The organism is Micromonospora sp. NPDC005413, from assembly GCF_040606435.1.
GTDB lineage: Bacteria > Actinomycetota > Actinomycetes > Mycobacteriales > Micromonosporaceae > Micromonospora.
Genome location: NZ_JBEXEV010000023.1, coordinates 58,272 through 77,741 on the forward strand (window position 1 = coordinate 58,272; position 19,470 = coordinate 77,741).

Below are 19,470 nucleotides of genomic sequence, written 5' to 3' on the forward strand. Positions count from 1 at the left end.
GCTACCGTCAGCCACGAAGTTCATCGCTGACCCGCGTCTCAGTGCTCGACGACCGGGCCAAGCGAACGACGCGTCCCCAGAGCGGGCGCGTCGACGGCCAGGTGCGATCAGAGAGATGAGGTGACGTCCTGGTGTCCCAGACCCAGGCAGAAGCCGCGGTGATGCAGCAGACCGCCGCGAAGTTCGAGCAGGTCGACCAGTCGTTGCAGTCCATGCTGACCGGCCTGCTGGCCGAGCTGGAGGTGTTGCAGCAGGCCTGGCGTGGCGCCGGTGGCCGGTCGTTCGAGCAGGTCAAGCAGCAGTGGTCACAGGACCAGGCGGCGCTGCACCGGGCGCTGCGCGAGACCGCCGGGGCGGTCCGCACCGCCGGCCGGCGTTACAACGTCTCCGACGACGAGGTGGCCAGCCGGGTGGCCGGCACCAACCGCGGCGGCATCCAGCTGCCGCTCTGATCCCGCTCGGGAGGGGAATCCGATGGACCATGGTGTGCTGGTCGTCAACTTCGCCGCGCTTCAGCAGGCCGGCGCGGACATTCAAAAGGCGCTGAAGACACTCGACTCGCAGCTCGGCCAACTCGAACGGGATGCCGCCCCGCTGGTGGCGAGCTGGACGGGCGAGGCCCGACAGGCCTACGAGCAGCGGCAGGCGCGGTGGCGGTCCGCCTCGCAGGATCTCCAGGCGATGCTGCGTGACATCAAGTTGGCGGTGGACGACTCCGCCACCGACTACCTGGACACCGAAAAGAAGAACACCGGGCTGTTCCAGTGACCGCAGTGGGCCGGGAGCGCTGACCGTGGTCGGGTCGGCGCCCCGACCTCTGTGGGTCAGGGGTCACGGCGGTGGGCTGGCGGGGTCAGGCCTGGTCGGCCGGGCGCCAGCGTCGGCGGGCACCGCGGGGCAACACCAGGGCGAACAGCGCCACGGTGACCGCCGTCGTGCCGACCACCGCACCGATCAGCAGGGCCCGGTCCCGCGCGATCGCCCGGCGGGCCTGGCGGGCGAGCAGTGCCGGGTCGGCCCGGTGATCGGCGAGCGCGGCGACCGGGCGAGGGTCGGTCGCTCGACCGCCGCTGGTCTCGGTGACCGCCCGGTACGGGTTCAGCACGCCGGCGCCGTACCCGCCGTGGCTCGCGCCAGGAGCGGGATCGGCGGTGGCGATGATCCGCTCCATGACCTGGGTGGCGGTCAGCTCGGGCCGATACTCGCGCACCAACGCGGCGGTGGCGGCCACGAACGGTGCCGCGTAGCTGGTGCCCTCGACCCGATGGTGGCCCGCACCGGGTGCGGCGGTCAGCACCTCACTGCCCGGTGCGACCAGGTCGACGTACGAACCGGTCTGCGAGAAGGCCGCCCGCCCACCGTCCGCGCCGATCGCCCCCACGCCGAGCACCCCGTCGTAGCCGGCGGGGAACGGTCGGGGGTCCCCGCTGTCGTGCAGGTTGCCGGCGGCGGCCACCAGCACCACGTCCCGGTCGACCGCGTACCGCACGGCCGAGCGGACTTCCGGGTCGTCCGCGTACAGCACCACGGACAGGTTCACCACGTCGGCGTCGTGGTCGACGGCCCAACGGATGGCCCGGGCGAACTCGTCGGCGCTGACCGTACGCCCCGACTCCCGCCCCTGCACCACCTGCTGCTCACTCACCCGCACCGGCAGAATCCGGGCACCCGGAGCCAGGCCGCGGAAGGCGACTCCGGGGCGGGGTGCCGCCGCGATGATGCTCGCCACGCCCGTGCCGTGCCCGGCGCAGTCCCGACTGCCGTCCCCGCCGGGGTCGAGCAGGTCGGTGCCGGCCAGCACGCGCCCGGCCATCTGAGGGTGCATCCGGTCCACCCCGGAGTCGACCACCGCGACGGTCACCCCGGCACCAGTGGCCAGCGGCGCGAGCCGGGCGGGGTCGTACCGTTGCTGCGGCCAGGGCACGGCCGTGACCGGTCGGACGGGGGCGAGCGCGGTCGCGCAGGCCGGTGCCGCCCGGAGGCTGCCGGCGGCGGCGTTGGTGGGGAGGGCCGGTACGGTCAGCAGGCTGACGGCCAGACCTGCGAGGACCGGGCGCGTGATCGACCGGGACATCGACAGCCTCCGTATCGTGTCGGCTCCGGGACGGGATGTTATCGCCTCGCCCGCGCCAGGGCAGACCGCCGATGGCCAGCAATTGTGATCTTGGTACCACCTTGTAGGTTGTACGCGATACCTGTGGCCTGTTCTCGGAAGGGGAGGTGGCCGTGACCGAATGGGAGCCGGCCACGGAGGCCGAGGTGGCGATGCGCGACGCGCTGCGCGCCAACGATCAGGAGCTCTACTTCCGGCTCCTGTCCCGCACCGATCTGTTGTTGCCGGTCTCCGCGCCGGCGCAGCCCGGCCAACCACCTGCCGGCTGGGGCACCTGGACCACCGGCGGTCGGACGCACGTGCTGGCTTTCACCTCTCCCGCCGCACTGCGGGCCTGCCTGGGCGAGCACCCCGGCAGCAACCGCCGCATCCCCTTCGCCGACCTCGCGGTCAGTTGGCCCAACGACGAGTGGTGGCTCGCCGTCAACCCGGGTCTGCCGGTCGAGGGCTACCTGCCGGCCTGGTTCGTGTCGCAACTCTCCCGGGGTGACGTGCGGCTGCCCGGTCGCGCCATGGGTGCCCGCGCCCGCCTGGAACGGGTGGAGAACCTGGCCCGCACCCGGACCGGCACGCCGGGCCGGGATGCCGCGCCGGCCGCTGGATCGCCTCCCGCAACGAGTGCGGCGTCGGCCGGCCCCGACCCGACCCCGCCCGCCCCGATCCCGCCTCGGCGGCCCGCCCGGGGTGCGGTGCCCCGGGTGAGCGCCCCGTCGGCGCCGGGCACGGCGTCCCCGACGCCCGGCCCCGTTGAGCCGTCGCGCCGATCCGGTGCGGAGGACCTGCCCGCCGCCGGTCAGCGACACCCGACCGACCCGCCCCGACCCGGCGCCTCGGGCCCCGGCGCCCTGCCCCGCTCGGGCCGGCCGTCCCGGTTCGCACCGTCGGCGCCCTCCGACCGTCCTCGTGTCGGTCCGGCCGATCAATCGGGCCCGGGTGCGGGCTGGCCGGCAGCTAATCGGCCGGGCGACGTCGACGGCCTGGCCGCCGGCAACGGCAACGGCGGTCCCGAGGCCGCTCGGCGCTCCTTCTTCGAACCATCGTCCGGGCGAGATCGGGCATCCGACCCAACGCCGGGCGGGGGTCGTTCCGGCGACCGTGCCGCCCCACCGACCCGATTCGGGCCAGGCAGCCAGCCGTTCCCACGCCGCCGTCCGGCCGACGAGACCGCTACGCGGGCCTTTCCGATGACGGATCCGGACACCACCCGGCCGCTGCGGCAGCCGGCGGGCGACCTCGGCGCGTCCCGAGGGGTGCGAGCACCGGCACCCGACGAGGAAGCCACCCAGCCCCTGCCTCCACGACGGCCCGATCCGGTGGCAGAGGAGCCGACCCGCGCCTTCCGGATGACCGCCGAGCCTCCGGCCAGGGCGGCGGGGCGGCCCAGCCCTCAGGCGGATGAGACTCAGGCGATCCCGCGCGACCGGCCGAGCCGATTCGGGCCGGTGGAGGAGCTGCCCGCGTCCGTCGCGGAACCGGTGTCCGGCCCGCCCGCGCCGCGCCGCGGCTTCACGCCCATCGTCATCGAGGGCACCATCATCGAGTCCCACGACCTCACCGACCCGGTCGAGACCAGCGGCCCGGTCGACGCGCCCCGGCGGCCCAGCCCCGCCGAGGCCCCTTCGCCATCGTTCGGCTCGGCGGCCTCCGGTCCGGGCCTGTTCGGTCCGTCGTCGTTCAGTCCGGGCCGGGCCGGTCCCCCGTCGTTCAGCCCCAGTCAGCCCGGTCCAGGCCCGTCCGCTCCGCGTCCCTCCGCGCCGGCCGAGGCGGGCCGGACCGGCGGTGACCTGGGCGGCGATGGTTCGGGCGGTGGCGGATCGTCGGTCGGGGTGACCAGCGCGGATCGGGCCGGCAGCGATTTTGGCGAGGTACCGGTCAACGCGGACCTCGGCGGGCAACCACCGCGACCCGACGCTCACAGCGACCCGGTGCCGGCACGGCCCGCCGCCGACGTCAGCGGCGAGAACACGATCGCGGACGGCGACGGGCAGCGACCGCCGACCGCCGAGCCGGCGCCGGTCGAGTTCGAGCCGGCCAACACGGTCGAGGAAGACCTGCTCGGCGCCGCCGGTTCCGGCAGCACGGACACGTTCCTGTCCACCCTGCTGCTGGCCCGGGTGCTGCTGCCGGCGGCACCGGAATCGACGCGAGGGAGTCGCCCCGGGGATCCGGGCTTCGTCTGGCGTACGGGGCAGCTCGACGGCGAGACGTACGTGGTGGTCTACACGTCGCCGGAGCGTCTCGCCGACCATGCCGAGGGTGACGTCGACACGGTCCGGGTGAAGTTCGCCCAACTGATCCGGCGCTGGCCGGACGAGGACTGGTCGTTCGCCGTCAACCCGGGCACCCCGGTCGGTGCCAAGTTGCCAGGGGAGCAGATCGTCGCGTTGGCCAACTGGGCCGCCGAGGTGGGGCTCGGTGACGACCTGGAGGTGGACCCGGAGGAGGCGCCGGCCGTGGCGGAGCCCGCCGCCCGCCCCCGGTACGCCCCAGCGGTGGTCGACCCGACCCGACCGACGGTCATGCAGAAGGCGATCGCGCCCAGTCAGCTCGCGTACTACCTGGATCGGGGGTACGACCGGGTCTCCGGCTTCGTGCACCGGGCCGGTGAACTGGCCCACCTGACCACGCCGGCTCAGGTGCACGACGCACTCGGCCTCAGCTACCCGGGTTCGCCGTTCGCCCGGGACGCCGAGGAGATCTACGTGCTGCGCTGGCCGGCGCACCGGCCGAGCCTCTACCGGATCCCGTACGGCGGTCAGAACGAGCCGGCGATGCGGGCCATGGAGGGCTGGGTCATCGAGCGTCCGCCATTCCGGGGCAACGGCTTCGCCCCGGGCGAGAGCAGCGACGTGGTGGCGGAGTTCAAGGTGGACAGCGCGCGCCTCCCGCACGGCACGCAGCTCTGGCGGATCGGCGCGGACGGCACCGAGCGGGTGGTCGCGAAGCTCGACACCGACGCGGTGGTCTGGCGACGGGTCGGTGAGGCGTGATGCGCGATGGATACGTGGCCCGTTGGCAGGGCCGGGAATACCAGGCCAGCCCGGACGGCGACGACATCCGCCTCTACCAGCCCGAGCCGGGCGAGGGCTTCGAGGAGATCCGCGCGGGCCGGCACGTCCGGGTGCTGCCGGCGAGCGAAATCGAGGATCTGGCGTACGTGCGGACAACCTGCACCTGGCAGGGGCAGCCGTTCATCGTGCTCGGCGAGCACGACGCCTGGCTGCGGGTCGAATACACCGGTGGCCGCTGGCCGGTGGCTGAGGCGATGCGGCTGGAGGTCTTCGACTTCGGCGTCTACCAGGGTTGGGCACCAGCCGCCGAGGTCACCGACCTGCGGGAGCAGCGGGTCTGACCGATCAGGTCTTGGCCCAGCGCAGGATTTCGCCGAGCACCAGCTCCGGTGCCTCCAGGTGCGGAAAGTGGCCCACCCCGTCGAGCAGCCGCCACTCGTACGGGGCGACGACGTAGCGGCCGGAGCCCAGGGCGGTCCGCGGCAGGGAGGCGACGTCCAGAGCGCCGTGCAGTTGCAGGGTCGGGGTGGACAGCGGCTTCTGCATCTGGCGGACGAACCGGTAGCCCTGCAGCCGCAGCAGCGAGCGGAACGCCCACCGGTACCCCTCCAGCGCGCAGAACGCGGCCTGGGGGATGCACATCGCCTCCCGGCACCGCTCGACGTACGCCTCGAAGTCCGGCCCGGCCACCCAGCGCGGCCCGCCCCAGCGGTGCAGGATCTCCGCGACGGCCGCCGCGCCGTCCCGGGTCAGCACGTGCTCGTAGCGGGGTAGCTGGAACTTCAGCGCCGGGGTGGAGGCGGCGAACTGCCCGCGCGGGTCGGCGAAGATGCCGGCGCGCAGCCGCAGCGGGTGCGGCGCCCCCAGCACCACGAGCCGGCGGACCAGGGACGGGTGGAACGAGGCCACCGTCCAGCCCACCATCCCGCCGACGCCACTGCCGACGATCGTCGTCGACCGCTCACCGAGCGCCCGGATCAGCCCGGCGATGTCGGCGGCGAGGGTGTAGCCGTCGTACCCCCGGGGTGGTTTGTCGCTGGCGCCGTAACCGCGCAGGTCGACGGCGACCGCCCGGAAGCCGGCGTCGGCGACCGCCGGCAGCATCTGGTGCCACGCCCACCAGTGCTCCGGGAAGCCGTGCAGGAAGAGCACCATCGGGCCGGTGCCGGCCTCGACCACATGGAACCGGGTGCCGTTGGCGCCGACGAAGCGGTGCGTCCACGGCCCCTCGGTGAGGACGCGGGACTCGTCGACGGCTCCGCCGCGCTGGTCGGTCATGCGCCCAGCCTAGGGCCCCTGGCACAGGATGCGGTCCGGGCCGTCCGGCGAGGCCGCTGCTCAGCCCGACACGGTACGACGGCTCACCGCGACACGATGCTCATCGGGAGGCCCGGCCCGCAGTTGATGCGAGCTCGCGCGATGGTGATCCGCAGCGTGACGAAGCTCCCGGTCCGCAGCTCGCCGGCGTCCGGACCGTGCAGCGCGTACTCGGTTCCGTCCTCGGCGACGAGCCCGTAGCAGGGACCGGTGCCGCCCCGGGTGACGGTGCCGCTGACCAGGTCGGTCTGCCGCAGGTCGCTGGGTGGGCTCGGTTTGACGACGGGTGGGCGCATCGTCGGCGGCTCGGTGGCGGACAGCGGAGGTCGGGCTCGCGACGCGCTGGCGGCCGGTGCTGGCGGGCTGCTCGGCTCCGGCGATGGCGTCGGCGTCGGCGTCACGCTCGGCGTGGGCGGGGTGGTGGACGGGGTGGGTCGGTCCTGGGGTGGCGTACCGCCGTCCCCGGTGCTGGCGCACGCGGCCATCGTCAGCAGCGTTATGAGCAGGAGCAGGGCACGGGGGGCTGTGGGCACGCCTCTTCGACGCCGGTCGTGGCACCCTGGTTCCGGCGGACCGCAGAGCTCAGTACTGGGGCGGCCGGCAGCGAGCCTCGGAAACGGCAACGGCGCCCGGGAATCCCGGGCGCCGCTGCCGTCTACTGCTGAAGAAACTAGGAGATACGGATCTTCATCGCGGTGCCGTCCTGCTCCAGAACCTTGATCTTGACACCGGCTGCGGGGAGCGTGACGCCGTGGTTCGGCAGCTCCGCGTAGAAGTACTTCTTGGTGTCGTCGAACAGCGGCTCGGCAGCCTGGCCACGGATGTACTGCGGCTGGCTGTTGAGGTGCAGGGTGAACGAGTCGGCCTTGTTGAGGCTGAACGGTGCGTCGTACACCTGGACGCGGGCCCGCCACGGAGCACCGGTCAGGTTGTAGATCGGGCGCGGGTGCGCGTCGATGTACAGGTTGCGACCCTCACCCGGGTGGGCGACCGTGTTGTTGTCGGTCCAGCGGGTGTTCCAGTACGAGATGAGCAGGCCCTCCTGGTACGCGTAGTGGTCCACCCAGTCCGGGCGGGTGTTCGCGTAGCCGAAGAAGTACGGGCCGGTCTTCAGGTACTTGTCGTACGAGACGTACGACCGGTTGCCCGCGATGTAGAAGTTGTCGAACAGGCGGGTGTAGGTCGCCCCGACCACCTGGAAGTTCTCCAGGGTCCAACCGGCGGCGGTCTCGGCGCCGTCGCTGAACACGGTCTGACCGTCGGCCGTCACGGTGATCGCGTCACCGAAGAAGCCACCGGACGAGACGCCACCGTCGGTGACGTAGTGCAGGCGAACCTGAGCGACCTTGCCGGCGAGCGAGGTCAGCGGGATGTTGATGTCCGCCCACGCGCCGTTGCTGGTGCCGTCGAGGGCCGGGCGACCGGCGTTGTCGACACCGATCGGCGCGCCGTTGACCGTGCCGTCCAGGTCGGCCCAGGTCTGACCGCCGTCCGTCGACGCCTCAAAGTAGAGGAAGTCGTAGTTCTCCTCGATGGCGTACTTGCCCTTGAGGGACATCGAGGCAGACGACTTGCCGGTGAGGTCGAACGTCCTCGTCATCTTGCTGTCGAGGTTGTCCTCGTTACCGGTGAAGTACTGCTTCGCGCCCTCGAAGGGCGCGCCGTAGTTGAACGTGTATTCCTTCTGGGGCAGCACGACCACGGCGGCCTGTGCTTCCTTCGAGTTGTACTCCTGCGGGCCGAGCTTCAGCGTGCGCTTGTCCCCGGCGACGATCACCTCGTAGTCGAGCCAGCCGAGCTGGAGCTTGTTCCACGCACCGAGGTCGCCGCCACGGTCGCCGATGCCCACGTCGTTCTTGGCGCCGAGCCGGCTCTGGGCCATCAGGGTCCAGTGCTCGTTGTTGTTGTCCGCCGGTCCGTAGTCGTCCGGCAGGCCCAGGTCGTGGCCGTACTCGTGGTAGAAGACGCTGCGGCCGCCGTTTTCCGGCTGGATCGTGTAGTCGCGGATCCAGACGCCGGTGTTGCCGATCTGGGTGCCGCCGATCGGGAAGTTCGGCGGGCCGACGGGCGAGCTGTTGAAGGCCGACCAACGGTGGCTCCAGATGGCGTCCTCACCCTGCTGCGGGTCACCGTCGGCCTGGTCGCCGCCGGAGTGGACGATCTGGAAGTGGTCGATGTAGCCGTCCGACTCGTTGAAGTCGCCGTCGCCGTCGTAGTCGAACCGGTCCCACTGGTCGAAGGACTTCATCTCCTCGGCGATCTGCGCGTCCGTCCGGCCCTTGGCCTTCTGGTCGACGACCCACTGGTTCGCGGCGTCGCGGATCAGAGCCCAGGTGTTCGAGCAGACGTTGTCGCCGCAGACGGCGGGGTCGCCGGTCGGGTCGTCGTCGGCCTTCGGGTCGTCGGAGCGACCGTAGCGGGCCTCGTTGTACCGGACCTTCACCCAGTCGGTCACCTCACCCTCGACGGTGTAGCGACCCGAGGACTGTGCCTCGTAGTACTGCTTGAGCGACTCGTCGCCCGGGTTGGTGCCGAAGTAGACCTGGCGGAAGTGCTCCGGGCTGAAGTCCGGCTGCCAGATGGTGGAGTTGTCCACGGCCCGGTTGGGCTCCGGGATCTTGTTGTGCAGCGGCCCCTCGAAGGTGGCCGGACCCGCGATGTTGGGGTCCGTGTCCTTGTCCGGGTAGGACGGGTGCCGCTCGTCACCGAACTCGGCCAGGATCACGAAGATCTTGTCGGTCCGCTCACGCTTGAGCTCGACGTACTGGTCCTTGGTCTTCTTCGCGCCAGCGGCGGAGCGGGCGTTGGTGCCCGTCCCGCTCGTCTCGCCGACCTTGACAACCGTGCTTCCGTTGCGCTCGATCGGCTTGCTGCGACCGCTCAGCACGTCGCTGAGACCCTGCTGAAGCATCGCCCGGCGCTTGTCCTCGAGCTTGTCGGGGAGTTCGTCCTTCAGCGCCTGCGGTTCGGCAGCAGTCGGTGCTGCTGCCGGCAGTTTGGGCGCAGGCGCCGCCGAGGCGGACGGGCCGAAAGCCAGGCCTGTCGCCGTCAGTGAGAGCCCGAGCAGACCCACTGCGACTTTGCGCACGTGGTACCTCCGGTGTGAGGGAACCGGCCCAACGGGGGTACGGGCCGGTGGGAGATCGATCCCACTAGTGGGACCAATGGTGAACATAGACACTGCTGGGACGGGTGGGAAGACGCACGCGTCGATTTGTTGCAAGATTTTGTTGGGAATGCTTTTCACCGTCACACACCCGCGCTTCATCAGCCACGTTGACCAGCGAGGACCCGACGCGGGCGTATACAACGACACTTTTCGATTGACGTGATCGCACATACGACAGTGGGGCCGTTGGCTTCTCCGCCACCGGCCCCACCGTCACCGCTGTTGTCAGATACCGCTCAGCAGAACTGTCACTTCTTCGCCGGGGTGACGAAGATCGTGGCGGACGAGTTGTCCCGCGCGGCCTTCTTGATGGTGAGCGAGACGCCGTAGTTCACGCCCTGGTCGCCGGGGTTGCCGGTGCCCAGCACGATCGCGCCGCCGCCCAGGGTCACGCCGTAGAACTCCGGCGCCGGGCTGCCGTCCGGGTGGGTGACCCGGGTGGTGTACGGCGCGTTGTTGCGCGACGGCAGGACCACCGACGCGTCGTTGTCCCGGGCGTACGCGGCACCATCGCGCATCTCGATGCCCGGGTACCAGCCCTTGGCGTCAGTGAACGCCTTCACCGGCGGCTGCCCCTTGAACTTGGTGCAGTACGCGCTGTACGGCTCGTCCGCCGCCTCCAGGCACTCCGTGAAGGGGTACGTGCGCTGCAGCGTGAAGGCCGCGTTCGACGACTGCGGACGGCTGGGCAGGTTGTCCGTCACCGACGGGTCCTTCTCGGCCGCCGTGCCCGTGCGGCGGTACGGGTCGAAGTGCGAGTCGACGATGAGCAACCCGCCCTTCGCGCCGTAGCTGGGCAGGGCGGTCATCTGCCCGGTGACGTGGTTGACGTCGCCGAGCGCGGTGTCCCGGTACCAGACCAGCATGCCGGGCGCGTTGTACGAGATCCGATCGACCTTCCACGCCTCGTGCGAGTAGATCGTGTCGTAGGCGTACTTCAGGCCCTCGTCGAACCCGTCGAAGTTGCGCCACTCCGCCAGGTAGTACTGGGCGTGGATCTCGGTGCCACCGGAGACCTTCCAGCCCGCGCCGGTGGTGTCGACGAAGGTGCCGCCGGTGGCGGTCCAGCCGTTGTCGCCGCCCTCGACGTCGTCACTCCAGGTGGTGGCACCGCCGCCGGTGACCGAGAAGTCGTCGGCGAACCAGTTGCGCTCCTCGAACGCCTCGTCGGTGGCGAGGCGCAGCCGCACCTGGACGGTCGTCCCGGCGTACGCCGACAGGTCGACGTAGTCGTGCCGCCAGCCGTTGGTGCTGCCGGTCAGGCCGTACTTCTTGCCGCCGAAGTCGTTCATCCTGCCGTTCGGGTCCGGGTAGCCGTCCGGCGTGGTGACCACGGTGCCGGCCTCGTTGTACACCTTCTGCTCGGTCCAGGACGTGCCGCCGTCCGTCGAGAGCTCGACGAAGCCGTAGTCCCAGTCCTGCTCGATGATGTAGTTGTTCCACATCCAGAACTTCGAGTCCGCGGCCGCCGGCACGTCGACCGAGCGGCTCAGCTTGACGTCGGCCCACTCCTGGTCGTTGTTGCTGTGCCACATCTTCGTGCCGCTGTGCGGCGTGGCCAGCGTGGTCACCTTGTCCGGCAGGTCGACCTTGATGCCGTCCTCGGAGTCGATCGGGGTCCGCGACGTCTGGCCGAGCTTCACCTCGCGGGGGTTCGACCCGGGGCGGATCGTCAGCGGGTCGGCCCAGCCGAGCACCCACTTGTCCCAGATGCCCATGTGCGTCGGCAGCGCCTGGAAGATCTCACCCGAGTGTGAGCCTGAGGCCATCAGGTCCCAGAAGTCCACGTCGGAGTCGGCGTTGCCGGACGTGTCGTAGAGGTCCGGCAGGCCCAGGTCGTGGCCGAACTCGTGGGCGAAGACGCCGACACCGGCGTCCTCCGGCTGCACGATGTAGTTCGACGCCTTGAGGTTGGTGCCCGGGATGGTGTAGCCACCGGCGACCGTGGAGGAGTGCGCCCACACGGCGTACACACCCTCGGCGCCACCGCCGCGCGACTTGCCCTGACCGGCGTGCACCAGCACGAGGTGGTCGATCACACCGTCCGGCTCGAAGACGTTGCCGTCACCGTCGCGGTCGGCCTGGTCCTCGATGTCGTAGTCGGCCCAGGGGAAGTTCGGGTCCTTCGCGACGAGCGCGTCGATGGCGTCGGTCGCCAGTCGGCCCGCGCCGGCCGGGTTGTCCGGGTGGCCGTTCATCGACTGCTCACGGCCGGCGACCCAGGCGCCGGTCTCATCCTGGAAGCAGCGGTTGGCGGCGTACCAGCCCTCCGAGTGCGGCACGCTGATCCACGGGCTGGCCTGCCCGTCCACCGTGTACGCGTTCTTGGACATCTCCAGGTACATGTTGTGCATGGTGCGACCGGACAGGTCGACACCCTTCTTGCCGTCCGGGCCCCGCAGGTCGGTGCGGACCCGCTCGGTGATGCCGTTCTTGCTGTAGAGCATCTTGTTGTAGTGCGTCGGCGAGAAGTTCGGCACCCACATCGAGTTGTTGTCCTCGTGGGGCAGGGTCGCCGGGTTCGGGATGTTGTTGTGCTTCGGCCCGTTCTGGACGGTGCCGGGGACGCAGGTCCGGTCCTCGAAGACCGTCTTGGGGACCATCACGCCGGTGAAGTCGTCGTTGGCCTTGTCGTTGAACTCGACCAGCAGCGTCAGCAGCTTCGCCGTCTGGGTGGTCGGCGCCTTCTTGAACTTACGGGGGTTCTGGCCCGTCTTGATCGACTTGGCCTCGTCCTTGGCCAGCTGCCGCGCGGTCACCGGGTTGCCCCGGGCGTGCTTCTGGTCGAACGCGCGCGCGGACTCCGCGGCAGGGGTGTAGACGCCACCCTTGCCCTTGACCTCACGGCCGGTGGTGTCCGGCTGCACCTCGGGCTCGGCGTAGTTGATGTAGTGCTCGTCGGCCCCGATCACCGCCCGGGGGGTGCTGGACGACGACTGGGCAGCCGCGCTGCCACTCACGGTCAGTGATGTGGCGGCGAGGGCGATGACGGGCAGCGCGACGAGTAGTCGTCGGCGCGACCTCGTTTGGGAGTTTTTGTTCATGCCACTCCGTTTCTCGGGCAGAGGACGTCGGCCGGATCAGGGTGCGCTGAGGCGCATCGAGACCGCCCGACCAGCGTGAAACTAAATGACAAACAACCCGTACGGCGGGATCGTGATCGATGCGTTATGCGTTCGGCCGTTGTGATTCACCGATGTCCCCCGGTCCGGGTGGGGCGCTGCCGGCGTACCTCCACAAAAGACAGCGGTGGGTGACGGTCCGTCCGGACCGCCACCCACCGCTGGGGTACGCCTACCGTCAGTCCTCGTCGGACTTCGTGCCGCTCATCCCGGAGGAGATCAGATCCATCACCGACGAGTCCTGCAACGTGGTCACGTCGCCCAACGACCGGTTCTCCGCCACGTCCCGCAGCAGCCGGCGCATGATCTTGCCGGAGCGGGTCTTCGGCAGCTCCGACACCAGCATGATCTGCCGCGGCTTGGCGATCGGGCCGAGCGTCTTCGACACGTGGTTGCGCAGGTCGGCGATGAGCTGCTCACCCGCCTCGCCGACGATGTCCGTGCTGCCACGCGGAATGGCGAACGCGACGATCGCCTGACCGGTGGTGGGGTCGGTGGCGCCCACGACCGCCGCCTCGGCCACCGACGGGTGCGACACCAGCGCCGACTCCACCTCGGTCGTCGAGATGTTGTGCCCGGACACCAGCATCACGTCGTCCACCCGGCCGAGCAGCCAGATGTGCCCGTCGTCGTCCTTCTTCGCCCCGTCCCCGGCGAAGTACATGCCCTCGAACCGCGACCAGTACGTCTCCAGGAACCGGTTGTCGTCACCCCAGATGGTGCGCAGCATCGACGGCCACGGTTCGCGCAGCACCAGGTAACCGCCACCGCCATTGGGCACCGACTGGCCCTGGTCGTCCACCACGTCGGCCACGATGCCCGGCAGTGGGGCCATCGCCGAACCCGGCTTGGCTGCGGTCACCCCCGGCAACGGGGAGATCATGATGGCGCCCGTCTCCGTCTGCCACCAGGTGTCCACGACGGGCAGCTCGCCCCGGCCGATGTGCTGCCTGTACCAGATCCACGCCTCGGGGTTGATCGGCTCACCGACGCTGCCCAGCAGGCGCAGCGAGGACAGATCGAAGCCGGCCGGGATGTCGTCGCCCCACTTCATCATCGTCCGGATCAGGGTGGGGGCGGTGTAGAGGATGCTCACCCCGTACCTGTCGATGATCTCCCAGAACCGGCCCTTGTGCGGAGTGTCCGGGGTGCCCTCGTACATCACCTGCGTGGCACCGTTGGAGAGCGGGCCGTACACGATGTAGGAGTGCCCGGTGACCCAGCCGATGTCGGCGGTGCACCAGTAGACGTCCGTCTCCGGCTTCAGGTCGAAGACCGCGTGCGTCGTGTACGACGTCTGGGTGAGGTAGCCGCCGGTGGTGTGCAGGATGCCCTTCGGCCGGGCCGTGGTGCCGCTGGTGTAGAGGATGAACAGCGGGTGCTCGGCGTCGAACGGCTGCGCGGTGTGCTCCGCCGACGCCGTCTCCACCGTCTCGTGCCACCAGTGGTCCTTCTCCGACCAGGCCACCTCCTCGCCGGTGCGGCGGACCACCAGCACGTGCTCCACCGACGGACAGCTCGCCACCGCCTCGTCCACGGTGGGCTTCAGCGCCGACGGCTTGCCGCGCCGGTAACCACCATCCGCGGTGATCACCACCTTGGCGCTGGCGTCCTGGATCCGGTTGCTCAGCGAGTCGGCGGAGAAGCCGCCGAAGACCACACTGTGCGTGGCGCCGACCCGGGCGCACGCCAACATGGCGACCGCCGCCTCCGGGATCATCGGCATGTAGATGGCCACCCGGTCACCGGCGGTCACCCCCAGATCGGTGAGCGCGTTCGCCGCCCGGCAGGTCAGCTCGTGCAGGTCGGCGTACGTGATGGTGCGGGTGTCGCCCGGCTCGCCCTCCCAGTGGATGGCGACCTTGTCACCCCGGCCCGCCTCGACGTGCCGGTCCAGGCAGTTGTACGCCACGTTGAGCTGCCCGCCGACAAACCACTTCGCGAACGGCGGGTTCGACCAGTCGAGCACCTGGTCCCACTTCTTCGACCAGGCCAGACGCTCGGCCTGCTTCGCCCAGAAGGCGAGCCGGTCGGCCTCGGCCTCGGCGTACGCGTCGATGGTGACGTTTGCGTGCGCGGCGAGTTCGGCCGGCGGGGGGAACTGGCGCGTCTCGTTCAGCAGATTGGCCAATGCCTCGCTCATGCCGTGACTCCTTGTCCTCGGGGTGACCTGCGCCTCGTGGGCACGAGGGTAGTCGTGGGGCTCTCGACCGGCGACGGCTGCCCACTCCGTCGCGCCAAGCGGCCCCCGCCGCGCGCCCGACGGCCGTCGCAGCCCGTATCCGCCCGCACGCCCGACCCTGATCGTCCCTCCCGCCCCGAGTGGCTTGTCCTCCTGTCCCGGTGCGGCGTGCCTCCTGCTCGGGTGCGGCGTGCCTCCCGCTTCCGGCGCGGCGTGCCTCCTGCCCGGCGCGAGGCGTGCCTCCTGGCCCGGCGTGGCTTGCCTCCTGCTCGGGCGTGGCTTGCCTCCTGCTCGGGCGTGGCTTGCCTCCTGCTCGGGCGTGGCTTGCCTCCTGCTCGGGCGTGGCTTGCCTCCCGCTTCCGGCGCGGCGTGCCTCCTGCCCCGGCGCGGCTCGATCAACACGAGGTCGGCGACATCGCGGTATCGGGCGGGGCGGATACCGCGACATCGGCCATCTCGTGTTGACCTTGCCCCGATTGGGCTCGGCGGCCGTGCGTGGCGTGCTCATCCGGGCGCCGCGGGCCGTGCGTGGCGTGCTCGTCCGGGCGCCGCGGGTCGTGCGTGGCGTGCTCGTCCGGGTGGAGCGGTCGTGCGTGGCTCGCTCGTCAGCGTGGAGCGGGTCGTGCGCTGCGTGGAGAGTCCGGCAGGTCGTCGTGGGCGGCACGGCCGGTGGTGCAGGGCCGGGGCGGGTGGCTTCGGTCGCGTTGCGAGCGGGTGCGGCCCGGACGGCCGGGCCGGGTCGCTAGCGTGGCGGGGTGACCACCGACCCGCTCGCGCCCCTGCTCGCGCTCGCCGACATCGCCACCGCCGTCGAGCGGGCCCGCGAGCGGTTCGACCAGGCGCTCGGGCACCGTGCGCTGCGCCGAAACGGTGGCCAGGTCGCGGCAGAGGTCAGTCTCCGCTCCGCGGTGGCCAGCGCCGCCCTTGAAGGGGCCGCGCACGAACGCGAGGCGGTCCGCGCCGGCACGGTCACCGACCCCGTGCTCCAGGGGGCGCTACGGGTCGCCGGGGCGCTGCCCGGTCTGAGCGAGCTCTGGCCGAAGGCCCCCCGGCAGGCTCTCGCGAAGCTGCACGTACTCGCCGCCCGGGACATGGTGCCGGAAGCCGAGCTGGGCCGCCCGGTGGCCGACCCGGTGGTCGCCACCCGGCTGGACGGGTTGGCCGGGCTGGTCGTCGGCGGCACGAAGGTCTCCCCGTTGGTGCTCGCCGCCGTCGTACACGGGGAGTTGCTGAACCTGCGCCCGTTCGCCGGGCCGTCCGGCGTGGTGGCCCGAGGGGCCGCCCGGCTGGTGCTGCTCGCCAGCGGCCTCGACCCGCGTGGCCTGCTCGCCGTCGACGTCGGGCACCGCGAGCGGGAGCCCGAGTATGTCGGCTCGGCCGGTGCCTTCGCCACCGGCACCCCGGACGGGCTGCGCTCCTGGCTGCGGCACTACATGGCGGCCGTGGAGGTGGGCGCCGACCAGCTCACCGCCATCGGTGACGAAATCCTCGCCGCCGCCTGAGCGCGGCCGGTCGCGCCGAACACCCCGACCCTGCCCGCCATCGGGGCGTCGATCATGGTGTTGTGGTGCCTCACAAAAGGCGCGAGATGGGCGAAGACGCCCACCACGAGTCCATGATCGACCGGGGAGTGGTGGGACGTGTATGTGGGGTTTAGGCGGTGGCGGCAGCGCGCGTGCGACGGTAACGGCCGTACCAGGCAATGCCGATGGCCACGCCCACGCCGACCCCCAGGGCCGCCGCGGCGACCGGGACGGCGGGCCGCTCCCGCAGCCGGCGGCCCAGCGGGATCGGATGCCGGAACTCCAGCACCGGCCACGCGTTCTCCGAGGCCAGCTTGCGTAGCTGCCGGTCCGGGTTGACCACGCTCGGGTGCCCGACGCACTCCAGGAGCGGACGATCGCTGTACGAGTCGGAGTAGGCGTACGAGTCGGCCAGGTCGTAACCCCGGGCGGCAGCCAGCTCGGTGACCGCCTCGACCTTGCTCGGGCCGGCCGCGTAGAACTCGACCTCGCCGCTGTACCGGCCGTCCTGCACCGTCATCCGGGTGGCGATCACGTCGGTCACGCCCAGCAGCTCGCCGATCGGCCGGACCATTTCCTCGCCGGATGCCGAGACCAGCACCACGTCCCGCCCAGCCGCCTGGTGCTCCTCGATCAGGGCGGCAGCTTCGGCGTACACGTAGGGGTTGATCAGCTCGTGCAGCGTCTCCGCGACGATCTGGCGGACCTGCTCCACCTGCCAGCCCTTGCAGAGCGCAGCCAGATAGTCCCGTGTTCGGGCCATGGTCTGCTCGTCGGTGCCGCCCAGCCGGAACATCAGCTGCGCGTACGCCGACTTGACCACGTCACGCCGGGTGATCAGCCCGTCCCGGTAGAACGGCCGACCGAACGCCAGGGCGCTCGACTTGGCGATGACGGTCTTGTCCAGATCGAAGAAAGCGGCACTTCGGCCCACGGCGCGAAAGTCTAGCCGGATGGTCTATCGTCGGCGGGTGCCCGGGGTCAGACCACCCCTCAGACCTGCGGGCTGGCGCCACCACCTCCGCTCCGCGTGATCGCGCTCACACTCCGCGAGCAAATTTTCGCGGTGAGTAGAGTCGGCACCACTCGACGTGACGGGCCCGCTCAGGCAGACTTGCCCGTACGACGAGTTTTCACATCCTCGAAAACAGACAAGACCCTCAGCGGTTGCACCCCCCGTGACCGCTGAGTGGTTCGGCTCGACCCCCCCGGAGCCGAACCTTCGACGACCCCCGTCTCCCCCCGACGGGGGTCGTCCCTTTCCATGGGAGCGCGCCCCGTCCCACTGGTGAGAGCCCACGGTCGACTGGTCGTGCCTGACACCGCCTGGTCGCGCGGTAATCGTCAGGCCCGTCGCGACACAAGCCAGGGTGAGAGTCGCCGAGGCAATGGGGGTTCGGGTGGGTCCACCTGAGAAACGTGGCGAAGGTTGGTTCACCAGCCTCTACGCCACCGAGTACGCGCACATCGTGAAGTACGGCCTGCGTCGACTCGCCGACGAGGACGCGTCGGCAGAGCTCGCCCAGGAGGTCTTCGTCGTCGCCTGGCGTCGTCGCGGCGAGGTGCCGGACCGCAGCCTGCCCTGGCTGTACGGGGTGGCCCGGCGCCTGTTGGCGAACCAGTGGAGGTCTCGGCGCTCCGCTCCGGCCATGCAGTCGATCACCGACGCCGACCTGGACCGGGTGGCGCACCCGTCCGGCGCCGATGTGACCGTGGGAGTCGCCGACGTCCGGGCGGCCCTGGCCACGCTCGGAGACCTCGATCAGGAGGTCCTCCGGCTGATCGGCTGGGAGGAGCTGACGGTCGCCGAGGCGGCCCAGGTGCTCGGCTGTACCCGCGCGACCGCGGCGGTGCGCCTGCACCGTGCCCGTCGCCGCCTTACCGAAGCCATGTCAGGCCAGCCCGCCTCGCCTCGACGCGCGGTGTTGGCGAGCATTCGAGAGGATCTGTGATGTTCGGAGCAGAACGAAGCCGTACCCTCCTCGGCCCGGTCGACCCGGCCCGGAACACCGTCGTCGCGCCACCGTTGGTCTCGGCGCGCGACCTGATCGACCGTGCCGGTGCCAGCGAGTCGGCCGTCGGTCATCGACGCGTACGGCCGGCTCGCCGGCTGGTCCTGGCGGCCGGGACGCTGGCGGTCGCGGCCGGTGCCGTAGCGGTCCTCCAGCCGTTCGAGGGGGCCACCCCGGACGTGCCCGGTGCCGCACCGGGATCGGTGCTCGTACCGGTCGCGTACCAGTTCGACTCGGACGCGCCAGCGGCCGGCCCCCAGCTGCGGGCCCTGGCCGGCATGCTCGTCGACGCGGAGTACGACAACCGCAGCGGGCGCTACATGTACCACCACACGAAGCTGTGGGGCGACCCGGTGATGACCTCCGCCGACGGTCGTCATCATGTCGCCTTCGCCGACGAGACGAAGGTCTGGCAGGCCGCCGACGGAACCGGTAACCAGGTCACCACGCAACTGGAACCGCAGTACCCCGACCAGGAATCCCAGGATTACTGGAAGCGGAATCTCGGGAAGCTCCCCGCGATCGCCGGCACCTCCGCACCCGCCACCGTTCCACTGCCACCCATGGCCCTCACGCCTCCGTCGGCTGACCGGTCGCGGCTACGCGAAGTGCTGAAGGCCGCCTTCGGCGCGGGCGCGGTGAGCAAGGAGGTCAGCACGGTGTACGGGCGGTACGTCGTGCCGCGTCAGACCCGCGCGGAGATCCTGCGGGTCCTCGCCGACGTCCCCGGCTTCCGGTGGCGAGGGCAGGTGACTGACCGTGCCGGCCGCAAGGGCGTCGCGGTCACCTTCGACGACCGCCCGCACGACGCGCAGTCTCTGCTGATCTTCGACCCGAAGACGGGTGGACTGCTCGCCCACGAGCGGCTGACGCTCGCGCCCGTCCGGATCAGCTCGTACAAGATGATTCTCACTACCGCCTGGACCGACCGACTCGGCTGAGCGACGACAGCGGGGCCGCTCCCTCGGGAGCGGCCCCGCTGCGCGTTCCCTCGATGCGGAGCTGCGGTCGTACAGGCCGC

14 protein-coding genes are annotated in these 19,470 nt (G+C 70.9%); 7 read left to right on the plus strand and 7 right to left on the minus strand.

Going from position 1 to position 19,470, the window contains the following annotated elements; all coding sequences use genetic code 11:
• Nucleotides 1-131 precede the first annotated feature (131 nt).
• Both ABZS37_RS22300 and ABZS37_RS22305 read left to right on the plus strand, forming a co-directional pair.
• Nucleotides 132-452, plus strand: a complete 321-nt coding sequence (locus ABZS37_RS22300; protein WP_355171740.1) for a WXG100 family type VII secretion target — start codon at nucleotides 132-134, stop codon at nucleotides 450-452.
• A 22-nt stretch (nucleotides 453-474) separates the two neighbouring features.
• Nucleotides 475-768 carry a WXG100 family type VII secretion target gene (locus tag ABZS37_RS22305; RefSeq protein ID WP_354992674.1) on the plus strand — a complete coding sequence of 98 codons (294 nt, stop codon included), beginning with the start codon at nucleotides 475-477 and terminating at the stop codon, nucleotides 766-768.
• A gap of 85 nt (nucleotides 769-853) precedes the next feature.
• On the opposite strand, the gene mycP is transcribed toward ABZS37_RS22305, so the two are convergent.
• Nucleotides 854-2,074 carry a type VII secretion-associated serine protease mycosin gene (mycP, locus tag ABZS37_RS22310; RefSeq protein ID WP_355171742.1) on the minus strand — a complete coding sequence of 407 codons (1,221 nt, stop codon included), beginning with the start codon at nucleotides 2,072-2,074 and terminating at the stop codon, nucleotides 854-856.
• 152 nt (nucleotides 2,075-2,226) lie between these two features.
• Here mycP and ABZS37_RS22315 point away from each other — a divergent pair, with 152 nt between their 5' ends.
• Complete coding sequence (locus ABZS37_RS22315) at nucleotides 2,227-5,103, plus strand: SseB family protein (protein WP_355171744.1); 2,877 nt, start codon at nucleotides 2,227-2,229, stop codon at nucleotides 5,101-5,103.
• The gene (locus ABZS37_RS22320; protein WP_354944436.1) at nucleotides 5,100-5,465 is read left to right on the plus strand and encodes a hypothetical protein; all 366 of its coding nucleotides are present in this window, start codon (nucleotides 5,100-5,102) and stop codon (nucleotides 5,463-5,465) included. The genes ABZS37_RS22315 and ABZS37_RS22320 overlap by 4 nt, the downstream gene beginning before the upstream one ends.
• A gap of 4 nt (nucleotides 5,466-5,469) precedes the next feature.
• On the opposite strand, the gene ABZS37_RS22325 is transcribed toward ABZS37_RS22320, so the two are convergent.
• The 5 genes from ABZS37_RS22325 to acs all read right to left on the minus strand — a co-directional run bounded on the left by ABZS37_RS22325 (nucleotide 5,470) and on the right by acs (nucleotide 14,875).
• Nucleotides 5,470-6,402, minus strand: a complete 933-nt coding sequence (locus ABZS37_RS22325) for an alpha/beta hydrolase (RefSeq protein ID WP_355171746.1) — start codon at nucleotides 6,400-6,402, stop codon at nucleotides 5,470-5,472.
• 83 nt (nucleotides 6,403-6,485) lie between these two features.
• Nucleotides 6,486-6,974, minus strand: coding sequence for a hypothetical protein (locus tag ABZS37_RS22330; RefSeq protein ID WP_355171748.1), 489 nt, complete (start codon nucleotides 6,972-6,974; stop codon nucleotides 6,486-6,488).
• Nucleotides 6,975-7,111: 137 nt separating this feature from the next.
• Nucleotides 7,112-9,514 carry an immune inhibitor A domain-containing protein gene (locus ABZS37_RS22335; protein WP_355171793.1) on the minus strand — a complete coding sequence of 801 codons (2,403 nt, stop codon included), beginning with the start codon at nucleotides 9,512-9,514 and terminating at the stop codon, nucleotides 7,112-7,114.
• Between the two features lie 344 nt (nucleotides 9,515-9,858).
• On the minus strand, nucleotides 9,859-12,654 hold the full coding sequence (locus tag ABZS37_RS22340; RefSeq protein WP_355171750.1) for an immune inhibitor A domain-containing protein: 2,796 nt from the start codon (nucleotides 12,652-12,654) through the stop codon (nucleotides 9,859-9,861).
• A gap of 256 nt (nucleotides 12,655-12,910) precedes the next feature.
• The gene (gene acs / locus ABZS37_RS22345) at nucleotides 12,911-14,875 is read right to left on the minus strand and encodes an acetate--CoA ligase (protein ID WP_355171752.1); all 1,965 of its coding nucleotides are present in this window, start codon (nucleotides 14,873-14,875) and stop codon (nucleotides 12,911-12,913) included.
• A 794-nt stretch (nucleotides 14,876-15,669) separates the two neighbouring features.
• Between acs and ABZS37_RS22350 the strand changes: the two genes are divergently transcribed.
• Nucleotides 15,670-16,416 carry an oxidoreductase gene (locus ABZS37_RS22350; protein ID WP_355171754.1) on the plus strand — a complete coding sequence of 249 codons (747 nt, stop codon included), beginning with the start codon at nucleotides 15,670-15,672 and terminating at the stop codon, nucleotides 16,414-16,416.
• Nucleotides 16,417-16,567: 151 nt separating this feature from the next.
• On the opposite strand, the gene ABZS37_RS22355 is transcribed toward ABZS37_RS22350, so the two are convergent.
• Entirely contained in the window at nucleotides 16,568-17,371 is an 804-nt protein-coding gene (locus ABZS37_RS22355) for an HAD-IB family hydrolase (protein WP_354992665.1), read from the minus strand.
• A 466-nt stretch (nucleotides 17,372-17,837) separates the two neighbouring features.
• Between ABZS37_RS22355 and ABZS37_RS22360 the strand changes: the two genes are divergently transcribed.
• Both ABZS37_RS22360 and ABZS37_RS22365 read left to right on the plus strand, forming a co-directional pair.
• Complete coding sequence (locus ABZS37_RS22360) at nucleotides 17,838-18,389, plus strand: sigma-70 family RNA polymerase sigma factor (RefSeq protein ID WP_355171756.1); 552 nt, start codon at nucleotides 17,838-17,840, stop codon at nucleotides 18,387-18,389.
• Nucleotides 18,389-19,390 carry a CU044_5270 family protein gene (locus ABZS37_RS22365; RefSeq protein ID WP_355171758.1) on the plus strand — a complete coding sequence of 334 codons (1,002 nt, stop codon included), beginning with the start codon at nucleotides 18,389-18,391 and terminating at the stop codon, nucleotides 19,388-19,390. Before ABZS37_RS22360 ends, ABZS37_RS22365 begins: the two co-directional genes overlap by 1 nt.
• The last annotated feature ends 80 nt before the right edge of the window (nucleotides 19,391-19,470 follow it).